This window comes from Flavobacterium frigoritolerans, assembly GCF_025847275.1.
In the GTDB taxonomy this organism is placed as follows: Bacteria; Bacteroidota; Bacteroidia; order Flavobacteriales; family Flavobacteriaceae; genus Flavobacterium; species Flavobacterium frigoritolerans.
In genome coordinates, this window is sequence record NZ_JAOZEV010000004.1 from 209991 (window position 1) to 236002 (window position 26012).

Sequence of the window (26012 nt, forward strand, 5' to 3'; positions counted from 1 at the left end):
CAATATGAAAATAGCACTAATTCAATCTGTTCTTCATTGGGAAAACCCTGAGAGAAATCGAAATCATTTCGAGCAAAAAATTAATGAAATTAACGAAGTAGTTGATTTGGTAGTGCTTCCTGAAATGTTCTCTACAGGATTTACTATGAATCCTTCTCAGGTAGCTGAAACTATGCGTGGGGAAACTGTTTTGTGGATGATATCATTAGCTAAAGCTAAAAAAATAGCAATTACCGGAAGTTTGGTAATTGAAGAGGATGGTAAATTTTATAACAGATTGTTGTTTGTTTTTCCTTCAGGAGAATTACAACATTATGATAAGCGCCATTTGTTTACCCTTGCAGGTGAAGATAAAGTTTATACCAAAGGAACGCGAAAATTAATTGTAGATTATTTAGGCTGGAAGATTTGCCCGCTTATTTGTTATGATCTTAGGTTTCCTGTTTTTTCTAGAAATACAGAGACTTATGATTTGGTTTTGTATGTGGCCAATTGGCCTAAAATACGGACTAACGCGTGGGATACATTGCTAAAAGCACGTGCTATCGAAAATGTATGTTATTCGATAGGAGTTAATAGAGTAGGTCTAGATTATCATCAATTTGAACACATTGGACATTCACAAGCTATCGATTTCTTGGGAGAATATTTAATTAAGCCTCAGGAAACAGAAGGTGTTTTTATTGTTGAATTAGACAAGGAAAAAATGTATGAAACAAGAAAAAAACTAGATTTTTTAAATGATAAGGATGATTTTATAATCGAAGGATTATAATTTATTTCTTTTTATCAGTTTTCTTTTTTTCAGGTTCAGGAGTGTAGGGAATGCTCAGGTCAAAAACTTGTTCAACATCCCAATTGGCTCTAACATCAACTTCTTTTGAAAAATAAATCACCTCTTCGGCGTATTTCTTTTCTAAGAAATTTCCTGGATCGTATTGTTTGTTTTTATTGTCATCGTAAATTGCACGAAGAGTAAATAATGTAGGTTCCAAAAGATTGAATTCTATTTTTGTGTTACCTTCAGTGTATTCGCTGGCAAGAACTTTTTCGCCCTTTTTATCTGTTAATTCTATGATTACAGGAAAGCGTTTTACGTTTTGTAAATTAAGGGTTAAGTTCCCGTAGTCAGCAGTAGCTCTAGTGGTTAGATTATATTTTAGAGTATCGTTTGTCTTTTCATAAAAATCAGTTAAAGCACCAGGCAAAAGAGTGAATTCATATTTTTCAGAAGGCTCTTTCTTAAAGTCTAAAAACAGTTGTTGATTAAAATCATCGTATTCAGTTTTGAAAGGAACAGCAACAGAATCCTTATTTATTAATTTTATTTTCGATTCATCAAAATGTACTAGGGGAGTTGCACTTTCTAATGTAAATCGATCTCTAAAGTGTATAGTTCCGTTTTGTAGTGCACTTATACGTAAAGTGTCTTTCTTCTGATCTTTTACTTTAAAGGAGTAATTCTTTTTGTAGTTTTCTTTGCTGATTTCCATCGATAGAGAATCGGCTTTTAGCGGTTTATACCATACCTGAAGTGAATCTTTTTTAGGAAATTGGGTAACAATTGTAGGTAAAACTTCTCCGTTGTTTTTTAAGACTATTTTAGGTCTTGAGTTTTTGAAGTCTTGTTTTCCATCATATCCTACAACTAGTCTATTTCCAGAAACTTGAGCAGGTTTATGTGTTTTTAAAGGGAGTACTTCTTTAAATAATTCTAATTCATAAATGGTATCATTAGGTATGGTAATAGGGTGTTTTATGAATCCTATTTTATCATCCTTAGGGTTGAATTTGTTGTTGCTTCCTTTGTCCTTTAGAGCCACCAAAAGATATTTTCCAGCTTTTAGATTCTCTAGTCTAAACGTTTTTAAACTATCTAATGTATTGGTGATGTATCTTGGGTTTTCTTTATAAACAACCGAGTCTTTATAAGTGTCGTTTATTTCATAGAGCATTACAGATACAAATGAATCAGCTTGTTTGTCATAAGCGTCTTTTATTTTTCCGCCTAGAGCTAAGGAATCTATATACGTTCCAGTAGAGAAAATGTACTTAAATTGGTTGTACGGATTACCTTCATTGTTATCAGTAATGCTTTGTCCAAAATTAAAGCTATAAGTAGTATTGGGTTGTAAGGTGTCGTTTATTTTTATAGTAATGTATTTACTTGCCGTAGTTGGAGTTATAAGAGGCTCGTGTTTCATTGGCGGCGAAATAATCAATTGCTTATTTGCATTTTTTAATTTCACATACTCATCAAATGTCAATTTTATGGTATTACCTTTAAATTCTGTACTAAAATTTTTAGGAACACTAGATAATAAAACTGGTGCAAGGGTATCTTTTAACCCGCCAGTTATGCTTCCGCGTTTGGCACAACTCGCCATCAATAAGGTTAATAAAAAGAAAATATATTTTGAGTTGCTCTTCAACATAACGGGTTTGGATTTTGAAACCACAAAATAACAATTATATTTGCTTTAATCGAAATTTTTTATCGAATTATTAGGAGTTGTTGTTTTGATGAAAAATATGAAGAGCCTCGCTTTGTTTAGAAAAACAGTTCTACATTTTCTTTAATAAAATAAAATGTATTCTTACATTTGACAGTAAATTTAATTTAGAATATTTTGAAACTTCGCGTTATTTTTGGGGTCTTATTTTTGTTATTAATTTCATGTAATAAGCAAGAGAAACCAGTTGCCGCTTTTTATTATTGGAAAACTATTTTTAAATTGTCTGCAGAAGAAAAGCAGGCTTTGGAGCAAAATAATATCAATAAAATTTATATTCGATATTTTGATATTGATTTACATCCAAAAACACAAGAGCCATTTCCACTGAGCCCAGTTCATTTTGAAAATAAAACAGAAAACTTAACGATAGTTCCAGTGGTGTACATCAAAAACAAAGTGATGTTAAAAAAAGGAATTGATGTTGAAGATTTGGCGAAAAAAACATTTGATTTTATCGAGTTAATAAATAATAAAAACGGAATTTCTTGTCAGGAAATCCAAATCGATTGTGATTGGACATTGGCAAGTAAAACAAATTATTTGAAATTTATAGAATCTTTCAAGAAGATATCCCATAAAAAACTTTCAGCTACGATACGATTACATCAGATAAAATATTTTGAAAAAACTAAAATTCCAAATGTCGATTCAGGTGTTTTAATGTATTATAATATGGGAACAATTGCGCCTGATTCTCTTAATTCTATTTATGATAGAAGAATTGCGCAACGATACATAAAAAGTTTAAAGAAATATCGCTTGCCGCTTGATTTTGCTTTGCCAATTTATTCTTGGGCAGTACATATTCGAGAGCATAAAGTAATAGGATTAAAAAGTAAAATAGATATAAAAGAAATACAAAAGGATACTAATTTTGTACAAAGTCAAAAAATATACTTCACTGTAAAGTACTCCAATTATAAAAAAGGCACTTTTTATAAACAAGGAGATATTTTAAAAGTAGAAGCGATATCTAAGGATGATTTGCTAGAAATGGCTTCCGATTTAGAGGAGAATACAGCTCAATATCCTAAAGAGATTATTTTTTACGACTTAGATGAATTCAATTTAAAAAATTATGAAAAAAATATTTTTAAACAAGTTCTTTCTTGTTTCTAGTGGTGTTTTATTGTTTGCTTACGGTGTAATTTATGCTTGTGGAGGCGGTGATGATTGGGGGATGGGGTATAGTTCTAATTTTACTCCTGAAACTTTTGTTGAGAAATCGTATCGACCATTATTTTTATCGGGAGAGGTTTTTTACGGGATTGGTTTTGATACCGAACATAATTCCCGATTTAATGATGATATTAAATCAGATTGGAATGCCTACTTAAAAACGAAAGTTGATACTGCTACAGTAAGTCATTTTTTAATTGGAGATAATACGTCAAGATATTCGTATGATAAAGATAAGGATACAGGGTATAAGAAAGAAATTGAGCAGCTTCATGTTTTTTTTAAAACTAAAAAACAAAATCAGGCTTCTCTAAAATGGGGTAAGAAAATAAATTTGAAAGATGATAAAGCCAAGGCCTTTATTGAGTTTTTATATTTGGCGCAAAAAATAGAGGCAGTTTCGGTTGGGGAAAATTATTGGAGTTATGAACCTGTTGTGGCTAAAACTTTTGATGATTTGAAAATGATTCAATCTATCGAAAATGTATACAATACTATATCAGATCCGTTTTTGAAAAACAGGTATTGGTTTCTTACTATGAAAGCTTATTTTTATAGTAGTAACAAACAAAAAGCAATTACGTTTTTTAATAAAACAGAAGCGGTAGTTCCTAAAAATGTACTGTATTATCGTGCGTTATCTTATGTGGCGGGAATAAATTACCAACAAGGCAAATATTCGACATCTAATTATTTATATGCGCAAGTATTTGATAAATGTCCTGAAATGAGAGTCGTTACAGCTTATAGTTTTCGTCCGGAAAATGAAACAGATTGGAATAAATCTTTGTCAATGGCCAAAAATAATAGAGAAAAAGCAGCACTTTGGGCAATTCACGGGTATTATAAAGACGAAATGCAAGCGATTGATAAAATTTATCAATTAGATCCTAAAAATGAGCATTTGAATTATTTGCTTACAAGATTGGTTAATCAACAAGAACAAGGGATTAATAATTCATTTGAGTTGGCTAAAGTTAATTCTGAAGGTTCTACGGATTATAGTGCGCCTGCAATAAAACAGACGGTAGCAGAAAATAAAGAAACAAATAAAAGTAAAATTAATGCAAAAGCATTTGATTTAGTTTCGAAAATTGCAGTAACAGGAAATACAGAGAAGCCTTATTTATGGAATACTGCTTTAGGGTATTTGCAAACACTAAAAGGAGAGTTTGCTAAAGCAGATGAAAATTTTGCGAAAGCCGAAAAAACTATGCCTAAAACGGAGTTGGCTAATAATCAACTTAGATTGCTTCGTTTTGTAAATAATATGAGTAAAATTGATAAGTTAAATTCTAAAAATGAGAAAACGATTCTCAAGGATTTAAATTGGTTGTATCAAGAACTTCCAAAGCAAAAAGTAGGCGATTTTCGTTATGAAAATGCTTCTAGTTGGAGCAGAATGTACTTGATGACACTTTATAAAGAACAGAAAGATTATGTAATGGCAGAATTGTTTGCAAATACTTCAGCTTATAGTTATTGGGGTGCAGGAAATTCTTTTTATGATGTCGAAAAGAATTTGTTAGGGATGAAAGCATTTTTGGCTAAGCCAAATAAAACTGAAATAGAAAAAATAGGCTTTAGTATTTATAATTTGAATTTAAATAATATTAATAATTTCCAGGCAATACAGGCAACATATCAAAATAAAATACCTGAAGCAATTGCTTTTATGCAACAAACAGATACATTACAAAACGCGGTTTTTTACGGAAATCCATTTAATGGAAGTATAAAAGATTGTCATGATTGTGACCATGCGGCATATCAAAAAAAGAAATATTCTCAAATAGAATTTTTAACGACTATAAAAACGATGCAAGATAAACTTGCTAAAAATGAAGATGTATATACAAATAGCTTGTTGCTAGGAAATGCATTTTATAATATTACCCATTTTGGAAACGGGAGAAGTTTTTATGAAATCGGAATTGTAGGGTATGGTTCAAGTCCATATTCATTTAGGGATTCTATGAAAAAAATGATTACAAATTGTTCATTGCCTAAAATGTATTACCAAAAAGCATTAGAAGCAGCTACAACAAAAGAGCAAAAAGCAAAATGTGTTTATATGTTGGCAAAATGCGAGCGAAATGAATATTATAATAAAAAGTATAATTCGGTAACAAATTGGTGGACTGCAGATCAGGATAAGATAAATTTCTTGGCATGGAATAATTTTAAAATATTGAAAAAAGATTATTCGGACACTAAATATTATCAAGATGTTATTGCTGAATGTGGTTATTTTAATACCTATGTTAATCAGTAATTAAGATGATGAATAAAATAGAACATATAGGAATTGCAGTTAAAGATTTAGAAGTTTCGAATCTTTTGTTCGAAAAGCTTTTTGGGGTTCCGGCTTATAAATCGGAAGCGGTGGAAAGCGAAGGAGTGATAACTTCATTTTTTCAAAACGGACCAAATAAAATAGAGCTTCTTGCGGCGACTAGCCCAGGAAGTCCTATCGCTAAATTTCTTGATAAAAAAGGAGAAGGGATTCACCATATAGCATTTGATGTAACGGATATCATCGAAGAAGTGGAACGTTTAAAAAGCGAAGGTTTTGTGGTTTTAAACGAAATTCCCAAAAAAGGTGCCGATAATAAACTCGTTGTTTTCTTGCATCCTAAAAGTACAAATGGAGTTTTGATAGAGTTATGTCAGGAAATTAAATAATTTCGAGTATTTAATGAGTGAATTAGATGCTTAAAAATCAGATAGTTTTGATTTTTGTAAAATTAATTATGAAAATAACGTAAAAATCATGCTTAAATATTTGCTACAAATGAAAAATAGTGGTAATATTGCAACCTCAAAACCGGTCCTATAGCTCAGCTGGTTAGAGCACCTGACTCATAATCAGGTGGTCCCTGGTTCGAGCCCAGGTGGGACCACAGTTTAAATAAAAAAAGCCTTTACAGCAATGTAGAGGCTTTTTTTTGTGGTTTTTTAATTGGATCCATTATTATTTAATAAGGTTGGGATTTCTGTTTTATGTTTTTGATGACTGTATGTAAGATTTTATATATATTAACAATTAATTTTTTAATATTGATTGTTGATTAATTTTAGTGATATTCAGTTGGTTGTGATTGTTTTTGCAGGCTTTTTATTAAGCTTTTTTTGATAGTAGTATTGTAGCTTTCTTTAAAAATGATACATTTGTTTACTGATTCTGTTTGGTATTTATAGTTCACGGAATTTAGTTTTAAAAATAAATTCCCGTTTTATTGCATTTAATTTTAAAGGATTAAAATTTATATGAAAATTATTTCACAAAGGTTTCTAATAATTATGTTGGTTTTGCTGGGTTCGGTTAGTGCTTTTGCAGCTCCTGTTCCTCCTGCGCCTCCTGTCCGACAAGGTGTGGGTATTCCGCCGCCGCCAGGTGATCCGCCATTGCCTATTGATGAAAATCTTGTGTTTTTGCTTATTGCAGCATTATCATTTGGGATATATAGGATATATGAATATAGATTAAAACAAAAAACTCCAGCGTAAACTGGAGTTTTTTGTTTTTAAGGCTGCTTTTTTTAGTTGTTCTTGTATAATCTGGATACGTACTTGCCAATTACATCAAATTCTAGATTTATTTTAGTTCCAATTTTGAAATTGTTAAAATTAGTGTTTTCAAATGTGTACGGAATTATTGATACGCTAAATTGATTTTTTTTGGAATTTACAACTGTTAGACTAACTCCATTTACGGTAATTGATCCTTTTTCGATTGTAATGTTGTTTAATTTCTCATCATACTCGAAAGTATAATTCCAGCTGCCATTAGCTTCTTCAATGGTAATGCAGTTTCCTGTTTGGTCTACGTGGCCTTGAACAATATGGCCATCAAGGCGATCGCTTAATTTCATTCCTCTTTCAAGGTTGATGATGTCGCCAACTTTCCAGTCGCCGATATTTGTTTTTTGTATGGTTTCGGCTATGGCGGTAACGGTGTAGAGTGAATCTTGTGTATTTACAACAGTTAAGCAAATGCCATTGTGGGAGACGCTTTGGTCTATTTTGAGTTCATTTGTAATAGAAGAATCTACAGTTATGTGAATATTATCTCTGTCTTTTCTTATTTCGACTACATTGCCAAGGGTTTCTATGATTCCTGTAAACATTTCTTATTTTATTTTACTAAATTTGCACATCAAAATTAGTAATAAATAACCTGTGGTCATGATAAAAAATGCAGAAAATATAATCGTCGGAATTTCAATTGGAGATTTAAACGGTATTGGAAGCGAAGTTGTTCTTAAAACATTCGAAGATTCTCGAATGCTAGAGCTGTGTACCCCAGTTATTTTTGCAAATGTAAAAATACTATCTTTCATAAAAAAGAATTTCACATCATCAGTAATGTTGCATGGGATTGACAAATTAGACCAGATTGTACCAGGTAAGATTAATGTTTACAATCTTTGGAGAGAGGGAATAGATATTAATTTGGGAACAAATAATGATAAAGTAGGAGAGTATGCTATAAAATCGTTTGTAGCTGCAACAAAGGCTTTAAAAGAAGGAATTGTAGATGTTTTGGTGACAGCTCCTATTAATAAATATAATATTCAATCGGAAACATTTAAATTTCCAGGACATACTGATTATTTAGATCAAGAGCTGGAAGGAAATGCTTTGATGATGATGGTTCAGGATAATTTAAGAGTTGGTTTGCTAACAGATCATATCCCACTAAGCGAAGTGGCGTCACATCTTACGGAAGAATTAATAGAGCGAAAAATCCAAACGATTAAACAGTCACTAATTCAGGATTTTAGTATAAATAAACCAAAAATTGCAGTTTTAGGATTAAATCCACATTGTGGAGATGGTGGTGTAATTGGAAAAGAAGATGATGCGATTTTAAAACCAGTTTTAAAGAAAATATTTGATAAAGGAACATTGGTTTTTGGGCCTTTTCCGGCAGATGGCTTTTTTGGAAGTGGTCAATATGAAAAATATGATGCTATTGTGGCCACCTATCATGATCAAGGATTGATTCCTTTTAAGACGTTGTCTTTTGGTAAAGGAGTTAATTATACTGCGGGTTTAAATAAGGTAAGAACTTCGCCGGATCACGGTACAGCGTATGATATTGCTGGAAAAGATATTGCAGATTATAATTCATTTAAGGAGGCTGTTTATTTAGCAATAGACATATTTCGTTCTCGTAATCAATATGAGGAGATTAGTAAAAAACCTCTTAAAATAAAAGAAAAACAGTTATAAACAAAAAAAGGTGAATAAGATTATTAGTTTTACAATAATTTTATATCTTTGCACCCCGATTCAGAGTTCTGTGACCCAGAATATGAATTAGGAAAAATGATGTTGAAATGAGCAAGACAAAAGAATATTTAATTCCATTCGCAGGATTAAAGTTAGGTAAACACCATTTTGAGTATCAAATAAGTAATGTGTTCTTTGAGAGCTTTGATTATGAAGAATTTCAAAATTCAGATATCAAAGTAAATGTAGTTTTAGAGAAGAAAAGCAACATGTTAGAGTTGGGTTTCAAGCACAAAGGTACTGTGAATGTACCATGTGACTTAACAAGCGAAGATTTTGACTTACCTTTAAAAGGTAATATGAAGTTGATCGTTCGTTTTGGAGAAGCTTTTAATAATGACAATGAAGAACTGCTTATTCTGCCTTATGGTGAATTTGAAATAGATATTGCACAATATATCTATGAAATGATTGCACTTTCGGTACCTCTAAAAAGGATTCATCCAGGAATTAAAGATGGAAGTTTAAAGACAGAAGCTTTAGATAAACTGAATGAATTGACTATAAAAGAACAAAAAGAAGAGAGTACAAAAGAAGAAGATATTGACCCTCGTTGGGACAAATTAAAGAAACTATTAACGGATAAATAATATAGTAAAATGGCACATCCTAAGAGAAAAATCTCGAAAACAAGAAGAGATAAGAGAAGAACACATTATAAAGCTACTGTAGCTCAAATCGCTACATGTCCTATCACTGGAGAAGCACATTTATACCACAGAGCTTACTGGCATGAAGGGAAAATGTACTACAGAGGGCAAGTTGTTATAGATAAATCTGTAGCTGTTGCTTAATACATTTTTGTAAATGATATTAGAACTCTCACTATGTGAGAGTTTTTTTTGTTGGTTATAATTTTCGTTATTTAAGAAAATTAAGACAATACGTTTAGAATTTTTTTTGTAATTTTCAAGTCTTTTAAAAATTTTTCAAATATCAGTATTTGGAAGGAAATAATTGAATATAATGAATACAATCACAGCCGCAATAACCGCTGTTGGAGCTTATGTTCCAGACTTTGTACTTTCAAACAAAGTCTTAGAAACCATGGTAGATACCAATGATGAATGGATTACTACCCGCACCGGAATAAAAGAAAGAAGAATTCTTAAAGATACTGATAAAGGAACCTCATTCCTTGCTATAAAAGCAGCACAAGATTTAATAGCCAAAGCTAATATTGATCCTTTGGAGATTGATATGATAATAATGGCAACAGCTACAGCAGATATGCCAGTAGCTTCTACAGGAGTTTATGTTGCAACACAAATTGGAGCAACAAATGCTTTTGCATACGATTTACAAGCAGCATGTTCTAGCTTCCTTTACGGAATGTCTACAGCAGCAGCGTATATTCAGTCAGGTAGATACAAAAAAGTATTACTAATAGGAGCGGATAAAATGTCTTCGATAGTAGATTATACAGACAGATCTACTTGTATTATTTTTGGAGATGGCGCAGGAGCAGTATTATTTGAACCTAATTATGAAGGTTTAGGATTGCAAGATGAATATTTGAGAAGTGACGGAGTTGGTCGTGATTTTTTGAAAATACCAGCAGGAGGATCTTTAATTCCTACTACTTTAGAAACAGTTCAAGAAAACAGACACAATATTATACAAGACGGGAAAACTGTTTTTAAATATGCTGTTACCAATATGGCTGATGCAAGCGAATTAATTCTTAAGAGAAATAATTTAACAAATCAAGATGTAAATTGGTTAGTTCCACATCAGGCAAACAAACGTATCATTGATGCTACTGCAAGCAGAATGGATTTAGAAGACTCAAAAGTATTAATGAATATCGAAAGATATGGTAATACAACATCAGCTACATTACCTTTAGTACTTAGCGATTTTGAGCATTTGTTCAAAAAAGGAGATAACATTATTTTTGCCGCTTTTGGAGGTGGATTCACTTGGGGATCTATATACTTAAAATGGGCTTACGATAAAAAATAAATTTAAACTAAAAACGAATATTATGGATTTAAAAGAAATTCAAAACCTAATCAAATTTGTAGCAAATTCGGGAGTTGCTGAAGTAAAGTTGGAGATGGATGATGTTAAAATCACCATTAGAACAACATTAGAAGGTAATGTAACTGAAACCACGTATGTTCAACAATTGCCAGCTCAAGCAACATTGCCACAAGCTGTAGTGCCTCAGCAAGCTGTTCCAGTAGTAACAACTACAGAAGCTCCTGCTGCAGCAGAAAACTCTAATTTAATTACTATAAAATCACCAATTATTGGAACTTTTTATAGAAAACCTTCACCAGACAAACCAGCTTTTGCTGAAGTAGGTTCAACAATTGCTAAAGGAGATGTTCTTTGTGTTATTGAAGCAATGAAATTATTTAATGAAATTGAATCTGAAGTTTCTGGTAAAATTGTTAAGATTTTAGTAGATGATATGTCTCCAGTTGAGTTTGATCAACCATTGTTTTTAGTAGATCCATCATAAAAAATTAGATTTTAGATTTTAGATTTTAGAAATTTTCTATAATCTAATAATCATACGATCTAATTATCTAATTATCTAATTTTAAGAAGATGTTTAAAAAAATATTAATTGCGAATAGAGGAGAAATTGCACTTCGTGTAATTCGTACATGTAAGGAAATGGGGATTAAGACTGTTGCAGTTTACTCAACAGCTGATGCTGAAAGCTTACATGTTAAATTTGCAGATGAAGCAGTTTGTATAGGTCCTCCTCCGAGTAACTTATCGTATTTGAAAATGTCAAATATTATTGCTGCTGCCGAAATTACAAATGCAGATGCAATACATCCGGGATACGGATTTCTTTCTGAGAATTCAAAGTTTTCTAAAATATGTCAGGAACACGGAATCAAATTTATTGGTGCTGCCCCTGAAATGATTGATAGAATGGGTGATAAAGCTTCTGCCAAAGCAACAATGAAAGAAGCAGGAGTTCCTTGTGTACCAGGTTCAGACGGATTATTAGAATCATTTGAACAAACACAAAAATTAGCCGAAGAATTCGGTTACCCAGTAATGCTTAAAGCTACTGCTGGTGGTGGTGGAAAAGGAATGAGAGCTGTTTGGAAAGCTGAAGAGCTTCAAAAAGCTTGGGATAGTGCACGTCAGGAATCATTAGCTGCTTTTGGTAATGACGGAATGTATCTTGAAAAATTAATTGAAGAGCCTCGCCATATCGAAATTCAAATTGTAGGTGATTCTTACGGTAAAGCATGTCATCTTTCAGAAAGAGATTGTTCTGTGCAACGTCGTCATCAAAAATTAACTGAAGAAACTCCTTCGCCATTCATGACAGATGAATTGCGTGAAAAAATGGGTGAAGCTGCTGTAAAAGCTGCTGAATTTATTAAGTATGAGGGAGCAGGAACAGTAGAATTTTTGGTTGATAAACACAGAAACTTCTATTTCATGGAAATGAATACGCGTATTCAGGTAGAGCACCCTATTACAGAACAAGTTATTGATTATGACTTGATTCGTGAACAAATTATGGTTGCAGCTGGAATTCCAATTTCTGGAAAAAATTATTTACCACAATTACATGCTATAGAATGTCGTATTAATGCTGAAGATCCATATAATGATTTTCGCCCTTCACCAGGAAAAATTACTACGCTTCATATGCCAGGAGGTCACGGTGTACGTTTAGATACGCACGTGTATTCTGGTTATAGTATTCCGCCAAATTATGATTCAATGATTGCTAAATTAATTACTACTGCACAATCTCGTGAAGAAGCAATTAGCAAGATGAGAAGAGCTTTGGATGAATTTGTAATCGAAGGAGTTAAAACAACAATTCCTTTTCACAGACAATTAATGGATGATCCACGTTATATTGCAGGAGATTATACGACTGCTTTTATGGATACATTTAAAATGAAAGAACTGGAATAGATTATTACATATCGTATTGAAAAGCCTCACAGTAATGTGAGGCTTTTTTTGTTTATATAATTTTTTGAAATCAATTTATGTGTATTTTTTATACACTTTTTACCCATTTTACCCACTTTACAATTAGTAGTAGTTTTATGTTTTTTAATTTATTTTCTTGATAATCAGTACTTTGTGTTGTTTTTGGTTTTGCGGCATAATAATTTCTTTATCTGAAGTGTAAAAACAATACAAATAATTTAAAATCTATTATTATGAAAAAGTTAATCTTATCAGCCGCAATCGTATTAGGAAGTTTGTCTTCATTTGCAACAGTTTTACCAACTTCAGTTATAGATGTTAAAACTACATCAGTTCAAGAAGAATATACTGAAATTAAAATCGAAGAATTACCAGCAGCAATTCCAGCAGCTTTGAAAAAAGCGTATCCAGATGCAGTACTTAATAAAGCATATGTGAATGCGAATAAAGAGTATAAGTTAGATGTAACTGTAGGAGATAAAGTAGGAAGTCTTTTTGCAGATGCAACAGGAAACTGGATTAAAAAATAATTCCATTTAGAAAATCAAAAATAAATTAAAAACATATAAAAATATATCATTATGAAAAAGTTAATCTTATCAGCAGCAATCGTATTAGGAAGTTTATCTTCATTCGCAACAACTTTACCAACTTCAGTTGTTGATGTTAAAACTACATCAGTTCAAGAAGAATACACTGAAATTAAAATTGAAGAATTACCAGCAGCTATTCCAGAAGCTTTGAAAAAAGCATATCCAGATGCTGTACTTAATAAAGCATACGTAAATGCTAACAAAGAGTATAAGTTAGATGTAACTGTAGGAGATAAAGTAGGAAGTCTTTTTGCAGATGCAACAGGAAACTGGATTAAAAAATAATTCGATTTAGAAGTTTAAAAACATTAAATTTAGTATCATGAAAAAGTTAATCTTATCCGCAGCAATTGTATTAGGAGGTTTTTCAGCTAATGCTACAACTGTAGCTATTGCAGAACAGACTGTCAAAGTAATTAGTATTCAGGATGAATACGTAGAGATTAGTGCAGATGCACTTCCTGCAGAAGTAAAAGCTACTCTTGATAAATCTTTTCCAGATTCGAAACTTGAAAAAGCTTATAAAAACGAAAAAAATGTATATAAATTAGAAATCGTTCATGGCGATAAAAAATATACTATTTTCTCTGACGCATTAGGAAATCTGATCAAAAAATAATTGATCATAAACCAAACGAGTTAAATTTAAACATATCATTATGAAAAAAGTAATCTTATCCGCAGCAATTGTTTTAGGGAGCTTGTCAATTTATGCAGCAACTCTAACAGTTACAGAGCCAGTAATTAAAGTTGCAATAGTGCAAGACGGCTACACTGAAATTAGTGGAGACACAGTGCCGGTGGCAGTAAAAACAGCTTTGCAGAAGGCTTATCCGGATGTGAAACTTGATAAGGCATATGTAAATGAAAAGAAAGAATACAAATTAGAAATCTCAGTTGGTGACCAAAAGGCTACTGTGTATTCAGATGTCAATGGCAATTGGATAAAAATATAATTTAGGTAGATTAGTTTAGGTTTTTTTTTAAAAAGAGATTGCATTTGCAATCTCTTTTTTTTTGCAAAATTTTGTGAAAATACAATTAATTTAGTCTTATTTTAGCATGAAAAGTCCAAACACTAATGCCAAAGATTTTATTAATAGAAGATGATATTTCGTTTTGTAAATTATTAGATAAATTTCTAACAAAAAAAGCATACACAGTTGTGACTGCTTTTTCTGCAACCGAAGCTCGAAATATAATTAAGGATGAATCTTTCGATCTTATTATTACAGACTTAAGACTTCCAGATTCAGATGGAATAGGGTTGATGACTGAATTTAAAAAAATATATCCTGAAATTCCAGTTATTTTAATGACAGGATATTCAGATGTAAATACTGCTGTGAAGGCTATAAAAAATGGTGCTGCAGATTATATTTCGAAACCATTTAATCCAGAAGAAGTTTTATTAGTAATTTCAAATGCTTTACAAAATTCAGTTATAGTTCCAGAAAAAGAACAGAAAGTAAAGTCTCAAAAAAAATCAAACGAATTTGAGTTTGTAAAAGGAATTTCTAAAGCTTCAAAGAAATTAGCTGAACATATTAAGCTTGTTAGTCCAACCAATATGTCAGTTTTAATAATTGGGGAAAGCGGTACAGGAAAAGAAATCATAGCCAAGAGCATTCATGAACAAAGCCCTAGAAAAGGAAATAATTTTATAGCTGTAGATTGTGGTGCTATACCCAAAGAATTAGCAGCTAGTGAGTTCTTCGGGCATTTAAAAGGCTCTTTTACAGGAGCGATTACTGATAAAATAGGCTATTTTGAAGCTGCAAATGGAGGAACTGTATTTTTAGACGAGATAGGAAATCTTTCTTACGAAAATCAAATCCAACTGTTGAGAGCTTTGCAAGAACGAAAGATAAAACCTGTTGGGAGTAATAAAGAAATCGATGTTGATATTCGTATTGTAACAGCAACCAACGAAGATTTGAGAGAAGCAGTGCAAAAAGGAGATTTTAGGGAAGATCTATACCATCGAATAAATGAGTTTTCTATTCATTCGCCTTCATTGATTGAAAGGGAAGAAGATTTAATGATTTTTGCAGATTTCTTTCTTGAAAAAGCCAATGAGCAATTAAACAAAAATATTATTGGTTTTTCGGATGAAGTAGTTGCAGTTTTTCAAAAATACAGATGGCCAGGAAATTTAAGAGAACTTCAAAATTGTGTCAAGAGAGCAACACTATTGTCACAAGGAGATTTTATAGAAACGAGTGTATTACCACTAGAATTCTTTCAGACCCAAAAGCAGGTTCCAAATGATTTTTCATTGTCTGAAAATGAAAAAGAAGCTATTATTCATGCTTTATCAAAGGCTAAAAACAACAAGTCTGAAGCTGCAAAAATGCTGAAGATCACTCGAAAAACTTTATATAATAAGTTAAAACAATATAATATAGATTAAGTTGTTTCTTTTTCGAGCGTCTGGAGTAGTGAATTGATTTTAGTTTTTAATTCATTAAAAATTGTCTCTAAATCAGTATCAGCATATTTATTTTGTTCTAAATCACCTAGAATCTTACTGATTTCAGAAGCATTGATTTGCTTGAACATTGGAGAAATTCGGTGTGCAATAGCACTAATTTCGATAGTATCTTTACTCTCAATACTCTTCTCTAAAACTACTAAGTTTTCTTTTGTTGTTGTTATAAATGTCTTAAGGACTTCTTGAAGAGCCTCTTTGTCATTAGTTAAAAATGATTTTAAAGAATCAAGAGAAAATCCTTTCTCTAAACTAGCGTTATTGATGTTGTTGTCTTCAGGCTCAATTTCATACGAACTATCAAATAACGAAAGTATCGTTTTGAGTAAGGTTTTAGGTGAATAAGGTTTTTTTACAACAGTTGTAAAGCCAGCATCCATATAAACGTCCAAATCTAAATCATCTCTTCCTGTTAAGGCAATTATAGGTTGGTTATGATATTGAGAGTTAGTTGTTTCTTTTAATTTTTCTAAAAATTGAAATCCATCAATTTCCGGCATTTGAATGTCGGTTATGATAAAGTCAAAAGGGGTGTTCTCTATAGTTTTTAAGGCGTCATTGGCATTATTAAAAGCCAAAACGGTGTAATTGTGCTGTCTTAAAACTTCAGAAGTTAAGCCCAGTAAATTAGTATCGTCATCTAGTACAATTGCAGTTTTAGATGAAACTAAAGGAGCGGTGTGATTTTCTCGGTTTGTTGTTTCTTCTAATTCAGATTTTGGATTGGTATCGAAAACTAACGGAAGTTGAATTTCAAAAGTACTACCTTTTCTAAAAACACTTTTTAGATGTAAATCTCCACCTAAAAGAGTCGCTATTTTTTTTGATATGGCAAGACCTAAACCAGTTCCTCCATATTTTTTTTCAATATTTTCATTAGCTTGAGCAAATTCTTCGAATATTAGGTTTTGATTTTTTTTCTCAATTCCAATACCAGAATCTTCTACTTTTATAAGAACAAAATCTCCATTATCATTAATTGTAGCATCGATTTTTATAAAACCTTTTTCGGTAAATTTATAAGCATTACCAATAATATTGCTCAAAATTTGTTTCAGTCGAAAAGAATCTCCAATTACTCTTTGGTTTAATTTTTCGTCAGCATGAATGATAAGTTCTATGTCTTTTTGATTGTAAACAGATTGAATACTTTTGGCAACCTCAGTTATGATTTCAGGAAGTAAGAAAGGTTTCTTTTCGATTGTAATTTTTCCAGCTTCGATTTGAGAGAAATCAAGTAAATCCTGTACCAATTGTGATATGTATTCGGATGAATTTTTAATATTCTTGATAAAATACGATTGCTTTGTATTTATGTCAGAATTATCTAAGAGTTCTGTGTAGCCCACAATTGTGCTCAATGGAGTTTTTAGATCATGACTTACTGTAGAAATGAGCTGTTCACGGCTTTTTAAAAGATTTCTAGTCTTGAAATTAGCAATTTCTAATTGTTTCTTATAAAGTTGTGTCTTGGAAAAATCACTCGCAATAAGGATAGAAAAAAAGATAGTAAGTAACAAGCCTACAATAGCTGCCCCAGTAACAATCTGATTAATTTTTTTTAATGATTTTTCTTTATCAGTATTGTATTTAATGGAGTTTATTATAATTTCTCGCTCAATTATGCGTAATACTTTCCGAAGTTGTTCAGAAATTAAAATTTCATTTTTCAGTAATTTGTTCTCCTGATAATTGAGAGATTCCTTTTTCTTTTCTGTTTCTCTTTTTACAGAACTTAATAATTTTTTGGAAGTAGATAAGATAGAGTCAGATGCTTTTTTGCTTAAAGTATTTGTGCTATCATCTGGAATGTTTTGATTTAGATAATCAACATACTTTTGGAGAACATTACGCTGATAAGTTCCTAATTTATCAGGGTTTTTTGCAAAATCTTCAAGTTGCAATTTACGTAATGAAAATTCGAGTTTAGTTAATTCATCAATGGCATTATTTACTGTAACTTCATCATTAGCTTTACTTTTGATAGATTTTAATTGTCGAATGTTTTTAGTCTTTTCAGCCAATAAATAATTTACACTATCCAATAAAACAATTTGTGATTGGGTAGTAACTATTTTTTTTAAAGAATCAATTCGAATTCGTAAGGAATCAGATTCTTTGATGTAGTGTTCGAAATCGGTTTCAGAATTGGATTGAATTGTTTTTCGAGCCAGGCTTTCCGTTTTATATACATTTGAAAATAGCTGACTAACTTTTAATATTTTAGTTTTTTCAAAAGCGATTTTACTTTCTATATTAGAGTAAATAACGTTTTCCGAATATAAAACCCAACCCACACTAATTACAAGCGAAGCTAATGCGATGTAACTTATAAAAACTTTAAGCGGAATGTAACTGTTTTTACTCTCCATAGATTGTAATTGTAGGGATTTTGTTTTTTATATTATCGCAATTTATTTAAAATTTTCTGATTAAGACTTATAAATCACAATCAATATGTTATATGATTTTAATTATAAAACACAAAAAAGCCACAGGTACATATTTAATGTCTGTGGCTTTTATATAAAATTATTTTAAACTAATTTAATTGTTTTGGTCTCTTATTCAAGAGCAATTTGATTAAAGAGTTTCTTCTAACCATTTAAAGAATTCACCTTGCCAAACTTGGGCATTCTGTGGTTTTAAAACCCAGTGATTTTCTTCAGGGAAATACAATAATCTACTTTTTATTCCGCGCAATTGAGCAGCTTGAAATGCTTCCTGAGATTGACCAATTGGTACACGGAAATCTTTTCCACCTTGAATAATCAAGATTGGTTTGTTCCATTTATCAACGTAGTTTATTGGGTTAAATGTAGTATATGCTTTTTGAGCAATTGCATTATTTTTATCCCAGTAAGGACCACCAAAATCCCAGTTGTTAAAGAAAACTTCTTCAGTAGTTCCAAACATACTTTGTGTGTTGAAAACACCATCATGAGCAATAAAAGTTTTGAAACGGTTGTTGTGATTTCCTGCTAAAAAGAAAGCCGAATAACCGCCGTAGCTTGCACCTACACAACCTAAACGTGTTTTGTCAACATAGTTTTCTTTAGCAACATCGTCAATAGCTGATAAGTAATCATCCATAACCTGTCCGCCCCAATCTTTACTAATTTGTTCGTTCCATTTTACTCCATGACCAGGCATTCCGCGACGGTTAGGTGCTACAACTATATAGCCTTTAGCAGCCATTAATGAGAAATTCCAACGGTAAGAATAGGATTGTGTTAAAGCAGATTGTGGTCCACCTTGGCAATATAAAAGTGTTGGATATTTTTTTGAAGCATCAAAATTTGGAGGTAAGATTACCCAAACTAACATTTTTTTGCCATCGGTTGTAGTAACATAACGTCTTTCAGTTTTGCTTAAAGTAAGTTTTTCGTAGGTATCAGTATTAACATCTGATAATTGCTTCCAAGTATTCTTTTTAAAGTTAAAAGAGAAAATTTCGTTAGCATGATTCATGTCTGATCTGGTAACAATGATGTTGTCATCTGCAAAACCAACTAAATCATTAACATCATAATTACCATTTGTAATTTGGCGAACATTTATAGCAATCTTAGTTAATCCAGGGAAGTTCACTTCAAAAAGTTGTTTTGTACCATCAATTGGCGCTACAAAAAATACTTTTTTACCATCTTTACTCCACATAAAACTATTTACGGTTCCATCCCAATTAGCAGTTAGATTCATCTTCATGCCTTTAAAATCAACAACAATGTCGTTTTTATCAGCTTCATAGCCATCACGTTTCATTTGCAGCCAAGTTAAATTTCCTGCTGGTGAAAATTGTGGAGCCATATCATAACCTAAATTACCTTCGGTTCTATTTATTGTCTTACCAGTTTCAAGGTTGTATTCGTAAATATCAGTATTAGTAGAAATTGCATATTGTGTTCCAGCTTTTTTCTTGCTTACATACAAAATGCTTTTACTATCAGGTGACCAGATATAGTCTTCGTCTCCACCAAAAGGTTTTTGAGGACTGTTGAAATTTTCTCCTTTTAAAAGATCAATTCCAGTAGCACCATCTTTATTCTCTTTGTAAAAAACATGATTGAATTTACCTTCATTCCAAGTGTCCCAATGACGGTAATCTAAACCATCGTAGATTTGAGCATCAGATTTATTCAGGTTAGGGTAAAAATCTTTTCCTAATACTTTGTCAATTTTTACTTCTTCATTGTACACTAAAAATTTCCCGTCTGGAGAAATATTTTTATCAGTTAAAACTGTTTTTATATCTGAAACTTCAGTTGCTTTTCCACCATTTACAGCTAGTGTATAATATTTTGATTGCGAATTGTTTTCGGCAATTGATGGTGTTGTAACCTTATAAACAACGTTTTTTCCATCTTTTGAAAGTCCAAGTGGAGTAACTCGTCCTAACTTCCATAATAATTCGGGTGACATTACATTTTGTGCCATGGTGCTTAAACTCATCATTACTAAGGTTGTAAATAGTGCTTTTTTCATAGATTTAAACTTAATTTTTAAGGTTCTAAAAGTACAAAAATTATTCTAGCAACCCGACGGTAATACAATAGGTATTCTCTTAAATAAAAGATAAAGGGCAATTGAAGATTTGAATAATTAGTTTAATCATATAAGTAATATGTGTTTGTTTTAAGTTTTATTTGAGCAATTTTGTTATATGAATTTGTGTTTTTTAAATGTTTGAATAAAAGGCTTAATCTGTAAAAGTCTTCTTATTGTAAATACTCAAAAAAACACTATTTTTATAAAAAATATCAAATGGAATTAAGTTATTGGGAACTTAAAAATTGGTTTACTAATGTAGACTTTACTATTGTTGGTAGTGGAATTGTAGGCTTGCATGCAGGATTACGCTTACGCGAAAAATTTCCCAAAGCAAAAATTCTGATTCTCGAAAGAGGAATGTTACCCCAGGGAGCAAGTACAAAAAATGCTGGTTTTGCTTGTTTTGGAAGCCTGTCGGAAATAGTTGATGACTTAAAATCGCATACCGAAGAAGATGTAATCAAGCTTATAGAAAAACGTTGGAAAGGATTGCAATTATTACGTAAACGATTGGGAGATCATGCAATCGATTTTAAACCTTATGGAGGATATGAATTATTTTTAAAAGAAGATGAAAAAGGATATAATGAATGTTCGAGTAAATTACCTTTTGTAAATGAAATCCTTAAGCCTTTTTTTAAGACAGATGTTTTTGCTAAAGAACTAGATTGTTTTGAGTTTAAGGGCATTCATGAGTATTTGGTTTTTAATCCTTTTGAAGGACAATTAGATACTGGTAATATGATGCAAGCATTGTTGAAAGAGGCAATTGAAGCTAATATATTGATTTTGAATCAGCAAACTGTTACTTCCTATTTTGATAAAGGAAATCTTGTTGAGGTTGCGTTAGGAGATTTTATCTTCACTACAAATAAAATTCTTTTTGCGACTAATGGGTTTGCAAATAAGCTTACAGATGTAGCAGTGAAGCCAGCAAGAGCTCAGGTTCTTATTACTGAACCGATTCATGATTTAGAAATTAAAGGCACATTTCACTTAGATAGAGGATATTATTATTTTAGAAATGTGGGTGATAGAATTTTATTAGGTGGTGGTCGAAATCTGGATTTTGAAACAGAAACAACAACCGAATTTGGACATACAGAAATAATACAAAATAAATTGGAAGATTTATTGAAAAATGTAATTTTACCAAATCAAAAAATAGAGATTGCTCACCGATGGAGTGGAATAATGGGAGTAGGAGATAGTAAAAACCCAATTGTAACCCAATTATCTGAAAACGTATATTGTGGCGTTCGATTAGGAGGAATGGGAGTAGCAATAGGTAGTTTAATAGGAACAGAATTAGCAGATTTAATATAATGGCGACTAAAAAAGCAGCACCAAAAAAAACAACAACAAGTAAAGCAAAACCAACTTCTAAAAAGAGTAATAGGTCGTTTGGCAGTAAAATAATCCGTTTTTTTTGCAAATTACTTTTGTGGTTCTTTGGAGTTTCAATATTTTTTGTGGTGCTTTTTAAATTTGTTCCTGTCCCTTTTACGCCTTTAATGGTAATTCGTGGTATTGAAAATAAAATAGCAGGCAAAGAGAATTATTTTAGTCACGATTGGGAGCCAATTGAGAATATATCCATGAATTTACAAAAAGCAGTTATTGCTAGTGAAGACGGAACTTTCTTGAAACACAATGGTTTTGACTTTAAGGCATTACAAAAAGCATATAAAAGTAATGAACGCGGTAGAAGAATAAGAGGAGGAAGTACCATATCGCAACAAACTGCCAAAAATGTTTTTTTATGGCAAGGAAAAAGTTATTTCCGTAAAGGACTTGAAGCTTATTTTACAGTCATGATCGAATTAGTTTGGGGAAAAGAACGTATTATGGAAGTATATCTTAATAGCATCGAAATGGGAGATGGAGTTTATGGAGCCGAGGCTGCAGCGCAACATTGGTACCGCAAGAGCGCAAAAAGTCTTACACCTATACAAGCTGCTGGAATTGCTGCTATCTTGCCAAATCCACGTAAATTTAAAGCAACTGGATCTTCAAGCTACATTAATAAAAGGAAAAATAAGATTGTAAAAGTGATGCGCAGCGTTGGTAAAATTGATTATGAATGATACCAAAAAAAGCATTAAGCATCATCTTGATTTTTATTGTAACTTTTGGTTTTGCTCAAAGCAGAACTCAAGAGATAGGTCTTGTTACAGATAATGATTTGTATACATCATCTAAAAATGATAAGTATTATACAAATGGGCTGGAGCTTTTTTATAGATTTTTATCTGAAAACAATAATGAAAAAGTAAATAAAAAAATCACTGAATTTCGATTAGGGCAGTATATTTATAACCCGCATACTATAAACGCTGATGACATTGCTTTAAACGATAGACCATTTGCAGGCTATCTTTTTGCAGGAGTAGGTCGAAATACCTTTTATCAAAATGAGTCTGTATTAAAGGTTGATTTTCAATTGGGTTTTGTTGGTAAAAACTCATTTGGGAAAGAGATGCAAGAGCAATTTCATAATTTTTTCCAATATAGAGCAGTTCATGGATGGCAACATCAGATTCAAAATGCTTTAGCAATTCAAACTCATTTTTTATATTCTGCCAAGTTGTTTCCAAAGGCAAATTACAACTATATAGATTTTAATTTTCAATCAGAAGCTAATCTGGGGACTATTTTTACAGGAATAAAAGCAGGGTGGATGACAAGGATTGGTTTTAAAAAACTACTACCAATTTATGATTCCAATCTTCATGGAGCCTCAATGAATGCTAATCCAGCATTGAAACAAAGCGAATTTTATTTTTATGCAATTCCTAGTATTAATTGTCAAGTGTATGACGCTACAATTCAAGGAAGTTTGTTTAATGATAATAGCCCAGTAACATATAATTTAATTCCGCTTCGTTTTAATGCCGAAGCAGGCTTGAAATACAGAAAGAACAGTCTTAATTTATCTTATGCATTTGTTTACAGAAGTAAAGAATTAAAACATAAAGATAATATGGGATATTTTTATGGTTCAATACAAGTATCGTATTTGTTGAAATAGGATGTTATTTTTAAAGTATATAATTAATTTAGATTAGACTTTGTTCTGTAAAATAGTATCAAAACGACCTTAAACAGAATTTAACAAAACTCTAAACCAAAAAAGCCATTCTAACAATTCAGAATGGCTTTTTTGATTTTATTTCAAATATAAATCTTATTTCTCCTTTAATAATTTCTCTAAGTATTCCACTTTTTCTTTTTCAGCCTGAACCAAACGTTCGTAAAGCTCAACTACTTTATCAAGAGGATTAAAGTTACAGATAGAACCATTAGCAAAGTGTCCAAAATTTCCATGACTATCTGTAAAAGTATTAAAATAGTTAATCATATTTTCTTCTGAAAAATTTGTTATTGCTTCGGTAGTTATACCAAGGGCATTTGCAATTTCTAAAAGTTTTTCGTCATCAATCGTTTCACTTCCTTCAATATTAGAAATAGATTGTTGACTTATGCCCATTGCCAGAGCAAGTGCTTCTTGTTTCATTCCTTTTAGCTCTCTGATTCGGCCGATATTTCTGCCAATATGTTTTGGTTTTGTTGCTGTGCTCATAATTCAAAGGTATTTAAAATTCTTTTACAAAATAGTTTTTAGTAAAAAGAGGTTGCTTCGATACAATATAATTTTTGATACAAGTATTGTAAGATGAAAGTAGTTTCTTTTTATTATTTTGCCAAATATATCAGGATTATTTAATTGTCGTTTTGTAAAAGCAATAAAAAAAACCGCAATCGCAATTTAAAATTGGATTACGGTTTAACATTTGTTTTTCTTTTATTAAACACTTTTTATGGTGTTTATATTTCCACTTACTAATTCAGAAATATATTTAAAATATGTAATATTTTATTCGAAAAACAAATATTTTTCATTTGTGGTTTTCATAGGATTCTATTGAATCAAGTTGGTTAGTTGGTATAATCTTAATGTTGCTATTATCTCTTTAAATAAACTTTTTGTTATAATATAAAGTGTACTGATTGACTTGTAAACTTTAATAAAAATCAAAATTAGGTATTTTTTCTTATATTAAAAAGTAAAAAGTTATTAATTTGTAAGTTTATGATTATTTTTTACGCAATCATGTGTTGTTGTTTGTGCTTTTATGTTTTTGTTGTTTATGGGAGATATTATTTAAACTCAAAAAGTAATGTGATTTTGTGAATAAACTTACGTTTAGGGAGAATGGGGTTAAGTCGGAGGCAATAAGAGTTTTTTGTCATAAAAATACCCCTTGTAAAAACTGATTTACAAGGGGTATTGTTTTATTGTGTGGAGAATATCGGATTCGAACCGATCACCTCTTGCCTGCCAGGCAAGCACTCTAGCCAAATGAGCTAATCCCCCAATTCGATAGCAAATAAAGTCATTTAATTGGCAAAAAGCAAATTTCAAAAGGCATCACCTTAAAATAGTTGCCAAAATTGTAACTTTACATTCAAAACTAATTTTTATGAGTTCAGAAAATCAATACGGTTCACTTCATACCATAATTCAAAATAATATAGCAACAGTTGAGTTTGGTCATCCGGCAAGTAATTCTTTTCCTAGAACATTGCTTAATAAACTAACTGCCGAAATCGATAATTTGAGCAAAAATGATGCGGTTACGGTTATTATTTTAAGAAGTGAGGGAAATGGTGCTTTTTGTGCAGGAGCTTCTTTTGATGAGCTTCTGGCAGTTGAAAATGAAGAGCAAGGAGCTGAATTTTTTTCAGGATTTGCGCATCTTATCAATGCAATGAGAAATTGTTCTAAAATAATTGTCGGACGTATTCATGGTAAATCTGTTGGAGGAGGAGTTGGTATTGCAGCAGCTTGCGATTATGCTTTTGCTACACAAGAAAGTGCAGTAAAACTCTCAGAACTTGCTATCGGAATTGGACCATTTGTTATAGAACCAGCAGTTTCTAAAAAGATTGGAAAAACAGCTATGACTGAGTTAACTCTTGCTGCCCATGAATGGAAATCGGCAACTTGGGCAAATCATAAAGGGCTTTTTGCAAAAGTGCTTGAAAATGAAGTCGAATTAGACGAAGAATTATCTCATTTTGCATTAAGATTGGCAGGTTACAATCCAGAAGCATTAGGGGAGATGAAGAAAATTATTTGGCAAGGCACTGAAAATTGGGGTTCATTACTTTTGGAACGTGCTCAGATTTCGGGAAAATTAGTGTTGTCTGATTTTACAAAATCAGCGCTATTACAATTTAAAAAATAATTAATATGAATGTTATTTTATTCTTTCAGCAAATAGATGTTGCAGAGAAAATGAAGACCGCTCCTGATGGTAGTTATCAAATAGGAGTAGTGATAGGTTCGTTTGTTCCATTTGTTATTTTGGTTGGAGTTGCGTACTGGATGTATAACCGAGCTAAAAAAAGAGACCAAAACGGTTTTTAATTTAGTAAATTTGCAACCTAAAA

Annotated in this window: 26 protein-coding genes and 2 tRNA genes; 22 read left to right on the forward strand and 6 right to left on the reverse strand. The window is 31.5% G+C overall.

Annotated elements, in window-relative coordinates; all coding sequences use genetic code 11:
* Window positions 1-4: 4 nt before the first annotated feature.
* Complete coding sequence (locus tag OIU80_RS07345) at window positions 5-775, forward strand: nitrilase family protein (protein ID WP_264286390.1); 771 nt, start codon at window positions 5-7, stop codon at window positions 773-775.
* A gap of 1 nt (window position 776) precedes the next feature.
* Here OIU80_RS07345 and OIU80_RS07350 read toward each other — a convergent pair whose 3' ends face one another.
* Entirely contained in the window at window positions 777-2435 is a 1659-nt protein-coding gene (locus OIU80_RS07350) for an Ig-like domain-containing protein (protein ID WP_264286391.1), read from the reverse strand.
* A 300-nt stretch (window positions 2436-2735) separates the two neighbouring features.
* On the opposite strand from OIU80_RS07350, the gene OIU80_RS07355 reads away from it, so the two are divergent.
* The 5 genes from OIU80_RS07355 to OIU80_RS07375 all read left to right on the forward strand — a co-directional run bounded on the left by OIU80_RS07355 (window position 2736) and on the right by OIU80_RS07375 (window position 7205).
* On the forward strand, window positions 2736-3635 hold the full coding sequence (locus OIU80_RS07355; RefSeq protein WP_264286392.1) for a hypothetical protein: 900 nt from the start codon (window positions 2736-2738) through the stop codon (window positions 3633-3635).
* Complete coding sequence (locus tag OIU80_RS07360) at window positions 3595-5970, forward strand: hypothetical protein (protein WP_264286393.1); 2376 nt, start codon at window positions 3595-3597, stop codon at window positions 5968-5970. Before OIU80_RS07355 ends, OIU80_RS07360 begins: the two co-directional genes overlap by 41 nt.
* An 8-nt stretch (window positions 5971-5978) precedes the next feature.
* Window positions 5979-6380 carry a methylmalonyl-CoA epimerase gene (gene mce / locus OIU80_RS07365; protein ID WP_264286501.1) on the forward strand — a complete coding sequence of 134 codons (402 nt, stop codon included), beginning with the start codon at window positions 5979-5981 and terminating at the stop codon, window positions 6378-6380.
* A 144-nt stretch (window positions 6381-6524) separates the two neighbouring features.
* Window positions 6525-6598: transfer RNA gene (locus tag OIU80_RS07370), tRNA-Ile, on the forward strand.
* A 400-nt stretch (window positions 6599-6998) separates the two neighbouring features.
* Entirely contained in the window at window positions 6999-7205 is a 207-nt protein-coding gene (locus tag OIU80_RS07375) for a hypothetical protein (protein WP_264286394.1), read from the forward strand.
* Between the two features lie 32 nt (window positions 7206-7237).
* Here OIU80_RS07375 and OIU80_RS07380 read toward each other — a convergent pair whose 3' ends face one another.
* The gene (locus OIU80_RS07380; RefSeq protein WP_264286395.1) at window positions 7238-7825 is read right to left on the reverse strand and encodes a riboflavin synthase; all 588 of its coding nucleotides are present in this window, start codon (window positions 7823-7825) and stop codon (window positions 7238-7240) included.
* A gap of 58 nt (window positions 7826-7883) precedes the next feature.
* On the opposite strand from OIU80_RS07380, the gene pdxA reads away from it, so the two are divergent.
* From pdxA to OIU80_RS07435, 11 genes are all read left to right on the forward strand, one after another.
* The gene (pdxA, locus tag OIU80_RS07385) at window positions 7884-8933 is read left to right on the forward strand and encodes a 4-hydroxythreonine-4-phosphate dehydrogenase PdxA (protein WP_264286396.1); all 1050 of its coding nucleotides are present in this window, start codon (window positions 7884-7886) and stop codon (window positions 8931-8933) included.
* Window positions 8934-9040: 107 nt separating this feature from the next.
* On the forward strand, window positions 9041-9583 hold the full coding sequence (locus OIU80_RS07390) for a YceD family protein (RefSeq protein WP_264286397.1): 543 nt from the start codon (window positions 9041-9043) through the stop codon (window positions 9581-9583).
* A gap of 9 nt (window positions 9584-9592) precedes the next feature.
* Window positions 9593-9787: a 50S ribosomal protein L32 gene (gene rpmF / locus OIU80_RS07395; RefSeq protein WP_007137315.1), complete on the forward strand. Its 195-nt coding sequence runs from the start codon at window positions 9593-9595 to the stop codon at window positions 9785-9787.
* 172 nt (window positions 9788-9959) lie between these two features.
* Window positions 9960-10958: a beta-ketoacyl-ACP synthase III gene (locus OIU80_RS07400; RefSeq protein ID WP_264286398.1), complete on the forward strand. Its 999-nt coding sequence runs from the start codon at window positions 9960-9962 to the stop codon at window positions 10956-10958.
* Between the two features lie 22 nt (window positions 10959-10980).
* Entirely contained in the window at window positions 10981-11463 is a 483-nt protein-coding gene (gene accB, locus OIU80_RS07405; RefSeq protein WP_264286399.1) for an acetyl-CoA carboxylase biotin carboxyl carrier protein, read from the forward strand.
* Window positions 11464-11552: 89 nt separating this feature from the next.
* Window positions 11553-12899 carry an acetyl-CoA carboxylase biotin carboxylase subunit gene (gene accC / locus OIU80_RS07410; RefSeq protein ID WP_264286400.1) on the forward strand — a complete coding sequence of 449 codons (1347 nt, stop codon included), beginning with the start codon at window positions 11553-11555 and terminating at the stop codon, window positions 12897-12899.
* 254 nt (window positions 12900-13153) lie between these two features.
* Window positions 13154-13450, forward strand: coding sequence for a hypothetical protein (locus OIU80_RS07415; protein ID WP_264286401.1), 297 nt, complete (start codon window positions 13154-13156; stop codon window positions 13448-13450).
* Between the two features lie 51 nt (window positions 13451-13501).
* On the forward strand, window positions 13502-13798 hold the full coding sequence (locus OIU80_RS07420; RefSeq protein ID WP_264286402.1) for a hypothetical protein: 297 nt from the start codon (window positions 13502-13504) through the stop codon (window positions 13796-13798).
* Between the two features lie 37 nt (window positions 13799-13835).
* Window positions 13836-14132, forward strand: coding sequence for a hypothetical protein (locus OIU80_RS07425; protein WP_264286403.1), 297 nt, complete (start codon window positions 13836-13838; stop codon window positions 14130-14132).
* Window positions 14133-14172: 40 nt separating this feature from the next.
* Window positions 14173-14469 carry a hypothetical protein gene (locus OIU80_RS07430; protein WP_264286404.1) on the forward strand — a complete coding sequence of 99 codons (297 nt, stop codon included), beginning with the start codon at window positions 14173-14175 and terminating at the stop codon, window positions 14467-14469.
* A 125-nt stretch (window positions 14470-14594) separates the two neighbouring features.
* Window positions 14595-15926, forward strand: a complete 1332-nt coding sequence (locus OIU80_RS07435) for a sigma-54-dependent transcriptional regulator (RefSeq protein WP_264286405.1) — start codon at window positions 14595-14597, stop codon at window positions 15924-15926.
* Here the strand turns inward: OIU80_RS07435 and OIU80_RS07440 are convergent.
* Together OIU80_RS07440 and OIU80_RS07445 are read right to left on the reverse strand one after the other, a co-directional pair.
* Window positions 15923-18376 (reverse strand): hybrid sensor histidine kinase/response regulator, encoded by a 2454-nt coding sequence (locus OIU80_RS07440; protein ID WP_264286406.1) that lies wholly within the window; start codon window positions 18374-18376, stop codon window positions 15923-15925. The genes OIU80_RS07435 and OIU80_RS07440 overlap by 4 nt on opposite strands.
* A 211-nt stretch (window positions 18377-18587) precedes the next feature.
* Window positions 18588-20489: a S9 family peptidase gene (locus OIU80_RS07445; RefSeq protein WP_264286407.1), complete on the reverse strand. Its 1902-nt coding sequence runs from the start codon at window positions 20487-20489 to the stop codon at window positions 18588-18590.
* Window positions 20490-20768: 279 nt separating this feature from the next.
* Between OIU80_RS07445 and OIU80_RS07450 the strand changes: the two genes are divergently transcribed.
* From OIU80_RS07450 to OIU80_RS07460, 3 genes are read left to right on the forward strand one after another with little or no spacing between them, the layout of a single operon-like run.
* Complete coding sequence (locus OIU80_RS07450) at window positions 20769-21881, forward strand: NAD(P)/FAD-dependent oxidoreductase (RefSeq protein ID WP_264286408.1); 1113 nt, start codon at window positions 20769-20771, stop codon at window positions 21879-21881.
* Window positions 21881-22642 (forward strand): monofunctional biosynthetic peptidoglycan transglycosylase, encoded by a 762-nt coding sequence (gene mtgA / locus OIU80_RS07455; protein WP_264286409.1) that lies wholly within the window; start codon window positions 21881-21883, stop codon window positions 22640-22642. Before OIU80_RS07450 ends, mtgA begins: the two co-directional genes overlap by 1 nt.
* Complete coding sequence (locus OIU80_RS07460; protein ID WP_264286410.1) at window positions 22639-23586, forward strand: lipid A deacylase LpxR family protein; 948 nt, start codon at window positions 22639-22641, stop codon at window positions 23584-23586. The genes mtgA and OIU80_RS07460 overlap by 4 nt, the downstream gene beginning before the upstream one ends.
* 156 nt (window positions 23587-23742) lie before the next feature.
* On the opposite strand, the gene OIU80_RS07465 is transcribed toward OIU80_RS07460, so the two are convergent.
* Both OIU80_RS07465 and OIU80_RS07470 read right to left on the reverse strand, forming a co-directional pair.
* On the reverse strand, window positions 23743-24138 hold the full coding sequence (locus OIU80_RS07465) for a helix-turn-helix domain-containing protein (RefSeq protein ID WP_264286411.1): 396 nt from the start codon (window positions 24136-24138) through the stop codon (window positions 23743-23745).
* Between the two features lie 721 nt (window positions 24139-24859).
* Window positions 24860-24933, reverse strand: a tRNA-Ala gene (locus OIU80_RS07470).
* Window positions 24934-25039: 106 nt separating this feature from the next.
* Here OIU80_RS07470 and OIU80_RS07475 point away from each other — a divergent pair.
* Window positions 25040-25807: an enoyl-CoA hydratase/isomerase family protein gene (locus tag OIU80_RS07475; protein ID WP_264286412.1), complete on the forward strand. Its 768-nt coding sequence runs from the start codon at window positions 25040-25042 to the stop codon at window positions 25805-25807.
* A 5-nt stretch (window positions 25808-25812) separates the two neighbouring features.
* Window positions 25813-25989 (forward strand): hypothetical protein, encoded by a 177-nt coding sequence (locus tag OIU80_RS07480; RefSeq protein ID WP_264286413.1) that lies wholly within the window; start codon window positions 25813-25815, stop codon window positions 25987-25989.
* The last annotated feature ends 23 nt before the right edge of the window (window positions 25990-26012 follow it).

Coding starts and splice junctions, on each gene's coding strand:
- OIU80_RS07345 (WP_264286390.1), top strand. CDS start 5: ATGAAAATAGCACTAATTCAATCTGTTCTTCATTGGGAAAACCCTGAG.
- OIU80_RS07350 (WP_264286391.1), bottom strand. CDS start 2,435: ATGTTGAAGAGCAACTCAAAATATATTTTCTTTTTATTAACCTTATTG.
- OIU80_RS07360 (WP_264286393.1), top strand. CDS start 3,595: ATGAAAAAAATATTTTTAAACAAGTTCTTTCTTGTTTCTAGTGGTGTT.
- mce (WP_264286501.1), top strand. CDS start 5,979: ATGAATAAAATAGAACATATAGGAATTGCAGTTAAAGATTTAGAAGTT.
- OIU80_RS07375 (WP_264286394.1), top strand. CDS start 6,999: ATGTTGGTTTTGCTGGGTTCGGTTAGTGCTTTTGCAGCTCCTGTTCCT.
- OIU80_RS07380 (WP_264286395.1), bottom strand. CDS start 7,825: ATGTTTACAGGAATCATAGAAACCCTTGGCAATGTAGTCGAAATAAGA.
- pdxA (WP_264286396.1), top strand. CDS start 7,884: ATGATAAAAAATGCAGAAAATATAATCGTCGGAATTTCAATTGGAGAT.
- OIU80_RS07390 (WP_264286397.1), top strand. CDS start 9,041: ATGAGCAAGACAAAAGAATATTTAATTCCATTCGCAGGATTAAAGTTA.
- rpmF (WP_007137315.1), top strand. CDS start 9,593: ATGGCACATCCTAAGAGAAAAATCTCGAAAACAAGAAGAGATAAGAGA.
- OIU80_RS07400 (WP_264286398.1), top strand. CDS start 9,960: ATGAATACAATCACAGCCGCAATAACCGCTGTTGGAGCTTATGTTCCA.
- accB (WP_264286399.1), top strand. CDS start 10,981: ATGGATTTAAAAGAAATTCAAAACCTAATCAAATTTGTAGCAAATTCG.
- accC (WP_264286400.1), top strand. CDS start 11,553: ATGTTTAAAAAAATATTAATTGCGAATAGAGGAGAAATTGCACTTCGT.
- OIU80_RS07415 (WP_264286401.1), top strand. CDS start 13,154: ATGAAAAAGTTAATCTTATCAGCCGCAATCGTATTAGGAAGTTTGTCT.
- OIU80_RS07420 (WP_264286402.1), top strand. CDS start 13,502: ATGAAAAAGTTAATCTTATCAGCAGCAATCGTATTAGGAAGTTTATCT.
- OIU80_RS07425 (WP_264286403.1), top strand. CDS start 13,836: ATGAAAAAGTTAATCTTATCCGCAGCAATTGTATTAGGAGGTTTTTCA.
- OIU80_RS07430 (WP_264286404.1), top strand. CDS start 14,173: ATGAAAAAAGTAATCTTATCCGCAGCAATTGTTTTAGGGAGCTTGTCA.
- OIU80_RS07435 (WP_264286405.1), top strand. CDS start 14,595: ATGCCAAAGATTTTATTAATAGAAGATGATATTTCGTTTTGTAAATTA.
- OIU80_RS07440 (WP_264286406.1), bottom strand. CDS start 18,376: ATGGAGAGTAAAAACAGTTACATTCCGCTTAAAGTTTTTATAAGTTAC.
- OIU80_RS07445 (WP_264286407.1), bottom strand. CDS start 20,489: ATGAAAAAAGCACTATTTACAACCTTAGTAATGATGAGTTTAAGCACC.
- OIU80_RS07450 (WP_264286408.1), top strand. CDS start 20,769: ATGGAATTAAGTTATTGGGAACTTAAAAATTGGTTTACTAATGTAGAC.
- mtgA (WP_264286409.1), top strand. CDS start 21,881: ATGGCGACTAAAAAAGCAGCACCAAAAAAAACAACAACAAGTAAAGCA.
- OIU80_RS07460 (WP_264286410.1), top strand. CDS start 22,639: ATGATACCAAAAAAAGCATTAAGCATCATCTTGATTTTTATTGTAACT.
- OIU80_RS07465 (WP_264286411.1), bottom strand. CDS start 24,138: ATGAGCACAGCAACAAAACCAAAACATATTGGCAGAAATATCGGCCGA.
- OIU80_RS07475 (WP_264286412.1), top strand. CDS start 25,040: ATGAGTTCAGAAAATCAATACGGTTCACTTCATACCATAATTCAAAAT.
- OIU80_RS07480 (WP_264286413.1), top strand. CDS start 25,813: ATGAATGTTATTTTATTCTTTCAGCAAATAGATGTTGCAGAGAAAATG.